The following is a 9,681-nucleotide window of genomic DNA, read 5'->3' as shown; positions in this document are numbered from 1 at the left end:
CATGCGCAAGCTCCTCCTTTCCGCAGCCGCTCTTGCCACCCTCGGCACCGGGTGCGCCGTGCTGGCGCAGACTGTGGACGGCCTGAACCTCGACGCGATCCGCGCGCGCTCGGCCGCCATCGAGGGCGACGCCCGGGCGTTGTCGGCCGAAGTCCAGCGGCGCGGTGACGCCTTCAGGCAGGACGCCGAGACGGTTCGGTCGGTCGCGCTGGAGAAGGTCCGCACGATCGACAAGGCAAGCCTGCCAAAGGGACCGGATGGCGCCGTCAACTTCGACGAGATGATCCAGGCAGCGTCGTCGAACATGCGCGACAACCGCGGCACGGCGCCGCAATTCATGGTGTTCGTCTCGACCTCCATGCCCGAGCAGGCTCTGAAGCAGATCATCGCGGAGACGTCAGCCGCTGGCGGCGTGGTTGTGTTCCGCGGATTTCCGGGCAACTCCGGCAAAGCGTTTATCGCCGCGATCTCCAAGGTGGTCGACAAGCAGCAGCAGTTCGCGTCGATCGGGATCGACCCGCGGCTCTTTCGCGCCTTCAACGTCACCGCGGTGCCGACCTACGTCGTGTCGTCGACCGATTTCACGCCATGCGATGGCCTGACCTGCGTTTCGGAGCCACCTCCGTTTGATCGCATGGTCGGCAACGTCACAGTCCGGTACGCGCTGGAGACGTTCGCGCAGGACAACGGGCCTGGAGCGCTGATGGCAAAGACCGCGCTCGCCAATCTGGGTCGGGCGCCCTGATATGCGCGGGGGGTCCGCCCTTGTTGCCGTACTGTCCTGCGCCTTCGCAGTGCAAGGCGCATTGCATGCGCAACAGCAAGCACCATCGCAGGCACAATCACAGGGCGGCTACTACGACCTGAAGGACTACAACTACTTCAGCGAGCCGCAGGCCGCACCCAGCCCCACGCCAACCTCTGCCCCCCAAGCGCCCGCCGTCCCTCAAGCACGGAGCGCTACCACCACAACCGCCTCCCCTTCCGCGATCCCGAGTGCCAAGGCGGCAAGCACCGGGTTGCCCTCGGCCGCGGCCGCGGCGGCCCCGGGTACCCCATTCGTCTATCCCAAGGGCGACCTGGCCAAGGCGAAGGCGGACGCGAAGGCGCTGGCAACCCCCGCGCGGCAGAGCGCCGCGGGGCTCCCGACGGGCACCGATCTCGGAAGCACTATTCCCGGATACACCGCAGCGACCCAGCCCGGGACCGTTTATGCGGACGATCCGGACGGGCTGAGTGCCGCTGGCGCGTCGGCTGCCGGCGGAAACGAAGCATGGCGGACCGTCACGGACCCCTCGCGCAAGGTGGTGACCCTCGCCCCCGGCGAGATCGCCGGGGCGCAGGAAGTCGAAAAGGATCCGAACAGCTTCCTGTCCGGTCAGGCCCTCGGAGCGGCGGACGGAACCTGCAAGCCGCTGCCGAACCCGGGCGCGACCGACTACTATGAGGCAACCTGCAACAAGGGCGCGCAGGTGGTCGAGACGGCGGCGAGCTGCACCGGGCACATGGACCCGGTGGTCGTCAACACGCTGCGCTACTTCTACTACGGCGCCCCAGACAAGAACGAGGGCAATGGCTTTGCCAAGAACTCGTTGATGCAGGCCAAGGTCAGCGCGGGCCTCTGCCGTGCAGAACCGGTCGCAACCCAGCTATGCGACGCACAGATCGAAATGGGCGCTGGCGGCGGAAATGTCGAAGACTACCGCAAGTGGTGCAAGGGGCTGAGCAGCATGCGCGGCAACGCCCAGCTTTACTCCTGCTCGGCCGCGATCCCGGCCGGTGAGATACCGGCACATGTGAATTACAAGACCGGCACCTCCTGGTTGAAGACCGAGGGATCCAACAGCGTCACCGTGACTCGTAACGAGGGCACCTGCCCTGCGATGGCCGCTGACACGACCTGCACGGCGCAAGGTCCCGAGGTCTGCACCGAAGGGCCGGAAACCCGGATCATCGACGGCGTGGCCGTCACCCAGAGCTGCTGGGCGTGGTCGCGTCCGTTCATCTGCCAGCGGATCACCCAGGCCTCGGACTGCTCGGACCTCGAGAACAACGGCAAATGCACTTACGTCCGCGACGAGTGCCTGGACGATCCGCAGGACGGCCCCTGCAAGGTGTCGACCAAGGTCTACAAGTGCCCGCTGCCGGCTAAGCCGAGCGACGGAACCGAGAAGTACATCTGCGGCGATGACGTCTACTGCATCAATGGCGATTGCGAGCCAATCGAGCGGGAGGCGTCGACGGAGTTCAAGGATGCCGTGGTTGGGCTGCACGTCCTCGGTCAGGCCAACGCGGAGTTCAACCCAGACACGCTGACGCTGTTCTCGGGCACCCGCGAGACCTGCAACAAGAAGATCTTCGGCGCATCGAACTGCTGCTCGGGCAAGGGCGTGCCGCTGCTAACGCCGTGGCTCTGCAGCTCGGCCGAGAAGCAACTCGATGAAAAGGACGACAAGGGCCTTTGCCATAAGCTCGGGTCCTACTGTTCCGACAAGGTACTCGGCATCTGCGTGACGTCGAAGGATGCCTATTGCTGCTTCGAAAGCAAGCTGTCGCGGATCCTGCAGGAGCAGGGCCGCCCTCAGATCGGCAAGCCGTGGGGCAAGCCGAAGAGCGAAACCTGCAAGGGCTTCACGCTGGACGAGTTCTCGCACCTCGACCTGTCCGTGATGGATTTCTCGGAGGTGTACGCCGAGTTCACGGACGCGGCGAAGCTCCCCGACGAGATCGAGACGTCCAAGCAGATCCAGGAGCGGATCAAAGCCTATTATGACACGCACAAGCCGGCGAAGCCGTAATGGCTGACGTGGTCCGATACGACCAGCGACGCAAGCTGACCGACCTCTCGGTTGTCGAGTTTGCGATCCTGACGGCATTGTGCCGGGTCGGCCCGCATCCCGCCCCGTTTCTCCTGCCGACGCTGGGAGAGTGGTTCGGTGAGACCCTGGGGCTGACCGACATCGAGCCGGCGATCCGCAGGCTAGGCCGGGTCGGCTATCTCGCGCATACCGGCGACCTGCTGGTGCCGGATGTGAGCGCCAAGGACGCGGTCACTACCCTCTACGCGATGCTCTACCGGATCCTCGGGTACGACCTGATCCGGCTCATCTCGCTCAAGGATCCCTCCCTCCTCGACCTCCTGAAACCGAAAGGCTCCTGACATGCGCGCGCCGCTGACCCTCGCCTTGATCCTGTCGCTCGCGGCGTCTGGCATGCCGTCGACAGCCGCCAATGCTCAACTCGTCGACTCTGTCTCGCGCGCGGACGCGCCGGAGAGCGACCAGGCGGCGCCTGAAGCCGAACCGTCGCAGTTGGCTGAACAGGCGGGCGATGACTTTTACTGCCGCGAGCGCCGGCTCGGGGAGTGGTTCTATTGCGAGAAGCCGAAGGCGAAGCCGTCTCAGCAGAGGGCCGAGCAGCCGGCGCAGTCCTCCTCCGAACGCTTGGCGGCGATCTCTAAGCAGCTCGAGGAAATGAAGGCCCGCGCGATCCTCGAGCCGACCACCGAGAACATCTCGGCCTACATCTCGTACCAGCGCGAGCAGTTGAACCGCGCATCGTCGTTCGCCGACATGTGGCGCCGGACCATCTGGCAAAATCCCGAACTCGACTACACGCTGCAGCGCCCCGTCAACCAGCTTGGAAAGCGGACCTGGCTGGATAGCCGCACGGCCGACAAGAACCGGGTCCTCTCGTCGATCTCGAAACGCTACGGCGTCTTCTACTTCTACTCGTCCGCCTGCGCCGCCTGCGAGGTGTTCGGGCCGATCATGCGCAGCGTGTCGGATCGCTTCGGCCTGACTGTCATGGCGGTGTCGCTCGATGGCGGCCCCAGCAAGGCGTTCCCGAACTTCACCGTCGATACGGGCCAGTACCGTGCGATGGGGATGCAAGGCCAGCAGGTGCCCGCGCTGGTGCTGTTCGACACGCAGACCAAGCGGCCAATGCCGATCGGCTACGGCGTCATGGCCGCGGACGAAGTCATGGACCGTATTTTCACCCTGACCAGCGTCGAACCCGGGAGTGACTTCTGATGCGCCCGCTGCTTCGGTTTTGCGCGGCCGTCTTCGCGCAGCTCACGATGATCTTGGCGCTTGGTGGCCTGGTCGTCACGCCAGCGATGGCGGACGTCGGCTCCGAGATGAACAGCTACTTCAATTCGGCAGGTGCTTCGGCGAATGTCACCGGGCCCACCGCTTTCAACGGTCAGGCTGCGGGCTACTACTCCGGCGGAAGCCTGTGGAGCCGGTTCCCGTCCAAGACGGTCAACCCGGTCAACCTAGCATTGCCAAGCGCGCGCGCTGGGTGCGGCGGCATCGATCTGTTCGCCGGCAGCTTCAGCTTTATCAATGCCGATGAGATGGTGGCCATGCTGAAGACGACCGCCAACAACGCGATCGGCTTCGCCTTCCAGCTCGCGATCGACAGCATCTCCGCGCAGATCGGCGGGGTGATGAAGGACATGAGCCAGCGGGTTCAGCAGCTCAACGCCTTCAACATGTCGAGCTGCGAAGCCGCGCAGCAGGCGATCGGCTCGATTTGGCCGGCGATGGACGGTGCAAGCTCGACCATCTGTCAGCAGGTCGGCGGTGCCAAGGGGTTCTTCTCGGACGCGGCTGCGGCGCGGCATGGCTGCACCAACAAGGGCGAGCGTGAGGACACGATTGCGAAAGCCGGCGACGCGGCCGAGCTCGTCCAAAGCAAGAACTACACTTGGTATGCGCTCATGTCGAAAAGCGCGACCAAGCCCTCAACGGAATACGCCGAGTTTCTCATGACGATGGTCGGCACCATCATCTACGATTCGACGAAGAAGGCGGACAGCATGGGTGGTTTCCACTTCATAGCGCCCGCCAGCTGGGACATGTACCAGACGCTGCTCGATGGCTCCTCGACCGCGCCCACCAAAGTCCTTCAGTGTGACACTTCGGATGAGAAGGGATGTCTCAATCCAACCACCAAGGATCTGAGCGTAACGGCCGACCAGGCCTTCCGCACGCGCGTGGTGAAGATGCTCGACAGCATGAGCGGCAAGATCCGGACGAACACCGCTCTGTCGGGCGAGGAGATCAGCCTCCTCGGGATGACCAGCATTCCGCTTTATAAGATCTTGGTGGTCGATGAGGCAGCCCATTTCGGCATGTCGCCGGCCGACCGGGCGAGCCTGTCCGAGATCGTCGCTATCGACATGCTGATGGCCCAGATCGACCGCATGCTTGACGTCATCTCGCGTGCGCAGAGTGGAGCCGTGTTCGTCAACATGGACGAGTTCAAGACTTGGCGGTCCCAGGTCGACAGCGTGAAAACGGAGCTGGCTCGCAAGAGCCAACAGATGAGCGCCAACCTGAACGACACCTATCGTGTGATCGAGCGCACGCAGATGCTCGAGGCCACGCTCAAGAACAACATGAGCCCCCAGATGACCGCCTCGCTCCGGTTCGGCCGTGGCCTGTCGGCTCAGGGCCTCCGGTAAAAGAGAGGACGGGTACGATGCCCACGCTCGAGGTCTTCACGATTGGCGGAGGCGAGTACCTCGTCAACGTCTTCAACGCGGTTGCGGCGTGGTGCGGGGGCGGTGGTTACCGCTCGCTCCTGCAGGTCGTGATGGTGATGGGCTTGGCCTATTCGCTATGCGTGGTCGCGTTCAACCTCGATTGGCGGGCGTGGATGAACTGGTTCATCCAGTCGACGCTCATCTACATGATGCTGATGGTTCCTACCGTGACGGTGAAGGTCACCGACCGGATCGATCCGGGTCTGGCGCCAGCGGCCGTCGACAATGTCCCACTGGGGCTCGGCGTGATGGCGTCGTTCACCAGCCAGATTGGCGACTGGATGACCCGCACGGCAGAAACTGTGTTCGTCATGCCGAACGCAGTGTCTCTGTCGAACAACGGCATGATCTACGGCGCACGTCTGCTTGAGAAGGCTCGAACCTTCCAGATCACAGACGCCGTGTTCCGCGCCAATCTCGACGAGCAGCTGAAGCAATGCACCTTTTACGACGTGCTGCTCGGTTTCAAGTCGATGGACGACCTGACCCGGTCGACCAACGTTTGGGCGGCAATCGGGCCGGGGAGTCCGGCGCGCAGCCAGCGTTGGATCACCTCGACCGGTCCAGGTACGACCGAAGCATCGATTATCCCGTGCAACGAGGCGTACAGCCGTCTCGACTCCCAATTCAACGCTCAGATTGAGAAGGACATTCTGCCCTTCTCGAAGAGCACCTACCCCAAGCTGATCGACACTGTCGCGGCGCAAAAGCTGAAGGATGACCTCCCGATCGTGGCGGGCCACATGCACGGCTCGGCGACGGATCCCTACACCTATCTCAAGCAGGTCTCGACGATCGACGCCTTCCTAGCGGCCCGCGAGAGCTTCTCCGACGCGGGATGGGACGCTTACGCCTCGCAGCGGGCGGACGCGCAGGCCAAGAACACCTACACCTCGATCGCTCAGCAGGCGATGACCTGGGTTCCCTTGCTCGGCATCGTCCTCACCGTTGTTTTCTATGCAATGTTCCCGGTCCTCTTCCCGCTCTTCCTCTTTCCGCGAACTGGGGTTTCGACGCTGAAGGGTTACGCAGTCGGGTTCTTCTATCTCGCGTCCTGGGGACCGCTGTACGTTATCCTGCACATGTTTGTCATGAGCCGTGCGGCGAGCGCCTACCATGCAATCGCGCCCAACGGCCCAACCCTGCTGGTCAGTGACGGTATCGACAGTGTGAACGTCGATATCTCGACGCTCGCTGGGTTCCTCATGATGAGTGTGCCCTTCCTCGCGGCTGGAATGGCAAAGGGCGCTATGGCCATCGCGGGCCAGGCCACATCGATGCTGATGCCGGCGCAGAACGCGGCGGAGCAGGCGGCGACCGAGCGCACAACGGGCAACTATTCCTACGGTAACACGTCGTTCCAGAACCTCACCTCCGGGATGGTTCAGGCGAACAAATGGGACACCGCGCCGCAGATTACGGGCGGCTTCGCCCGCCAGTCCTTCATCAACGACGACGGCTCGAGCACCGGGTTCATGGCGAACGGCGCGATGGTCTACAACACTACCGGCTCGATCAGTAATTTGCCGCAGAAGTTCTCAGTGACCGAGGGTGCCGTTTCGGAGATGCGCCAGTCGGCCGCGGCCTATCACAACCAGGCCGACCAGCTGCGCAATTCGGTTGGCGAGACCTGGGGCGCCGGGCACCGTAACTCGCATTCCCATTCATCGGGAACTCGAGCGGCTTTCGGTGGCGAAGGCTCCTCGGGCACCGGTGCGGGCTCAGCCGTCATGCAATATGATCGTAATGGCACGGTCGTGAACAATGGCACCGACCAAAGTCGCCGCATCGGTCAAGGTGTCCGATCGTCCGAGGGACAAGCCGACAACTACGCGGCTGTTGAGTCGAGCCGTTGGAACTTGGAGGGCGGCTTGTCCCTTCCCGCTTTGGGGGGTGGCCGGAGGGGTGCCTCGCGAGGCGGCCCGAACCAACAGCAGGGAGCGAACCAGCAGCCAGGTCAGGGCGGCCAGCAGCCAGAAGGGCGTGGCTCGTCGTCACCGGCACAGGCCGGGATCAAGGGTGGCTACGGCTACAGCATGACAGACGGCACGCAGTACACGAACGATACGTCCAACACCCGTTCCGACCAGGATGATGTGACACGCACGGCCGGTGTGCATGGCGCGCACGGTAATGGGCGTGACGTCCAAGTGACCGATGAAACCTATCGTCGTGACGGGAGCTTCTACCGCAACGAAACCTTCTCGGGTGACACCACCACCTCTGAGAGCTTCAAAGAATACTCAGAGCGGATCAACCGTGAGGCGGCGAAGCTGGATGAGCGTGGTCGGCGTCTCGAGGAGGCCGCCAACTATGCAGAGACGCACGGTTACACGCTTAACGAAGACATGAGCCAGTACGTCGCATCGCGCTATTTCGAGCTGCAGCATGGCTCAATGTCTGCCTTGAATGCCCCGGACATCTACCGAACCAATCTGACCTCCGATCAGCGCGAGGCACGTGACACCATCGTGCGGTCGGCCATGCGCGACTTCATCGATCAGCCACGTGAGCTCGCTGCTCCGCGGCTGGTAGAGCCGGACATCGTCAGCGTCACCGCTCCGAAGCCGGTAACAGTGGGGGATCTCAGCGGTGGGGTCGGCCGGCATGTATCCGGGCATGGCGGACGTGCTGGTGAGCAACCCGCCCGCGCCGCCCGTCGCGCCGAGATTGCGGAGGGCGCGGGAGTAGTCAGGGATGAAGCTGCCAGCCAAGATGCAAATTATCAAGGCGCGGTTCTTGGCGCCCAGCAGCTACATGACGATCAGCGGACTAGAACGAATACGAACTGGCACGCAGAGCATCGCGGTCCGAGGGAGTGATGAACTCCCTCAGTGACCGAAAATCATGAAGAGAGCGAAGCCGATGAAGCCGATGCTGGTAACCCAGCCGACCACCGTTGACGGCGCGCCACCAACTGCTGGGTAGACCGTCTCCTCGGAAATCGGGTTCTGCGCCTCGATCACTGCAGGACGGTACATCCCCGTGGTCAGGTAATCGTAACTGCCAAAGCTCTCGTCCACGACGCACCTGCCTTTCCGCTTCCTACGATAGCAGATTTTTGGCACCGTCGGCAAACGAAGAACTCGCGGCGATCGTTCGCCGTTCCGGGGTGAGGGCTCGATGATGAGGCCAGCAGGCGTCAGCGATGCTCAGGGCGAGGTCGATGCGCGATACGCGGAGTTGATCGGCCGCTACCTAGCATTTTACGACGCCCTGCGGCGTCGTGAGCGCCGGCCGAAGTCCGCAGCCCAGCGTCAGTTTCAGGATGTCGCGTGGGGCAAGGCTGAGCCGGTAACCGAGCACGAGAAAGCCTATGTTTGGCATTTAACTCGGCTGAGGATCTCTCCATTCGGCCTGCCGCCATCGGCTCCGGCCGTCGACCATAGCCATGATCAGTTTGCTCCGGGTGCCCGGCCGGTAAGCGCGGAAGTCGGCTTGAAATGGGATATGGCCTATCGCGAGAGACGTGGGGGCCGAGAGTTCTATTGATCGTGAACGCTTGGGGCTCGGCCGAGCAGACGTTCGATGAGTTCCTCGTCGATCTCATCGCCTTCCTGGACCGGCTGCTGGCCTGTTGCCACGTCGATGGCGTGCTGGAGGTGAAGCGCAGCCATACCCTCGTCGGCGCGGTCCAGCAGGGCTAAAGCCATTCGCATCAACGAGACCGCCGTGTCGATTGATCGAGGATCCTGGGCCACATTCTGAGTGGGCACGATCCGCGCTCCCGATCAATCGGGAAAAGGTTCATTCGCGATGCAGTCCGTCGGTGACACGACGAATAGACATCTAAGCTCTGCAAAACGGCACTTAAGCTTTGCAAAGCCCGGCGGATTAGAACGCCATGACGACCGCTCGCCGGACCGGTTTGGGTAGCGCTGGGTTGAACGGGGCGACGTGCGCTGACGGCACCGGAGATGGCCCTGCGAGGCTCCGCGAAAGTGGGCCATAGCTGGCGGGGTGAACGCGGTCGCGCGTCGCATACAGTGAAAGCGGTACGACTGTGTCGCCGAAGGTGAGCGCGAGCGACACGACGATTCTGGATGCGCGTGCATCATATGGGGCGATCCAGGTTACGCGTTGGGCTGCAAGCCTTGTGCGGAGGCGGCGCAGATTCTGCTCCAAGC

Annotated in this window: 9 protein-coding genes; 8 read left to right on the top strand and 1 reads right to left on the bottom strand. The window is 63.1% G+C overall.

Features of this window, described 5'->3' with window-relative positions:
* Nucleotide 1 precedes the first annotated feature (1 nt).
* From trbC to Q0579_RS00435, 6 genes are all read left to right on the top strand, one after another.
* A complete protein-coding gene (gene trbC / locus Q0579_RS00460) occupies nucleotides 2-745 on the top strand; it encodes a type-F conjugative transfer system pilin assembly protein TrbC (protein ID WP_298808029.1) in 744 nt (247 codons plus the stop codon).
* A 61-nt stretch (nucleotides 746-806) separates the two neighbouring features.
* Nucleotides 807-2,798: a conjugal transfer protein TraN gene (traN, locus tag Q0579_RS00455; RefSeq protein ID WP_298808026.1), complete on the top strand. Its 1,992-nt coding sequence runs from the start codon at nucleotides 807-809 to the stop codon at nucleotides 2,796-2,798.
* Nucleotides 2,798-3,160 carry a hypothetical protein gene (locus Q0579_RS00450; protein ID WP_242121842.1) on the top strand — a complete coding sequence of 121 codons (363 nt, stop codon included), beginning with the start codon at nucleotides 2,798-2,800 and terminating at the stop codon, nucleotides 3,158-3,160. Before traN ends, Q0579_RS00450 begins: the two co-directional genes overlap by 1 nt.
* Before the next feature lies 1 nt (nucleotide 3,161).
* Nucleotides 3,162-4,034: a conjugal transfer protein TraF gene (traF, locus tag Q0579_RS00445; protein ID WP_298808024.1), complete on the top strand. Its 873-nt coding sequence runs from the start codon at nucleotides 3,162-3,164 to the stop codon at nucleotides 4,032-4,034.
* A complete protein-coding gene (locus tag Q0579_RS00440) occupies nucleotides 4,034-5,473 on the top strand; it encodes a conjugal transfer protein TraH (RefSeq protein WP_298808023.1) in 1,440 nt (479 codons plus the stop codon). Before traF ends, Q0579_RS00440 begins: the two co-directional genes overlap by 1 nt.
* Before the next feature lie 17 nt (nucleotides 5,474-5,490).
* Nucleotides 5,491-8,376 carry a conjugal transfer protein TraG N-terminal domain-containing protein gene (locus Q0579_RS00435; protein ID WP_298808021.1) on the top strand — a complete coding sequence of 962 codons (2,886 nt, stop codon included), beginning with the start codon at nucleotides 5,491-5,493 and terminating at the stop codon, nucleotides 8,374-8,376.
* A 9-nt stretch (nucleotides 8,377-8,385) separates the two neighbouring features.
* Here the strand turns inward: Q0579_RS00435 and Q0579_RS00430 are convergent, their stop codons facing one another.
* Nucleotides 8,386-8,577 (bottom strand): hypothetical protein, encoded by a 192-nt coding sequence (locus Q0579_RS00430; RefSeq protein ID WP_242121838.1) that lies wholly within the window; start codon nucleotides 8,575-8,577, stop codon nucleotides 8,386-8,388.
* A gap of 100 nt (nucleotides 8,578-8,677) precedes the next feature.
* Between Q0579_RS00430 and Q0579_RS00425 the strand changes: the two genes are divergently transcribed.
* Entirely contained in the window at nucleotides 8,678-9,046 is a 369-nt protein-coding gene (locus tag Q0579_RS00425) for a hypothetical protein (RefSeq protein ID WP_298808018.1), read from the top strand.
* The gene (locus Q0579_RS00420; RefSeq protein ID WP_298808016.1) at nucleotides 9,043-9,201 is read left to right on the top strand and encodes a hypothetical protein; all 159 of its coding nucleotides are present in this window, start codon (nucleotides 9,043-9,045) and stop codon (nucleotides 9,199-9,201) included. The genes Q0579_RS00425 and Q0579_RS00420 overlap by 4 nt, the downstream gene beginning before the upstream one ends.
* Nucleotides 9,202-9,681 lie beyond the last annotated feature (480 nt).

Origin of the sequence: uncultured Sphingomonas sp., from assembly GCF_936927845.1 — a bacterium.
Lineage (GTDB): Bacteria > Pseudomonadota > Alphaproteobacteria > Sphingomonadales > Sphingomonadaceae > Sphingomonas.
The sequence above is the reverse complement of the archived record's forward strand: the minus strand, read 5'-3'. Positions and strand labels throughout refer to the sequence as shown.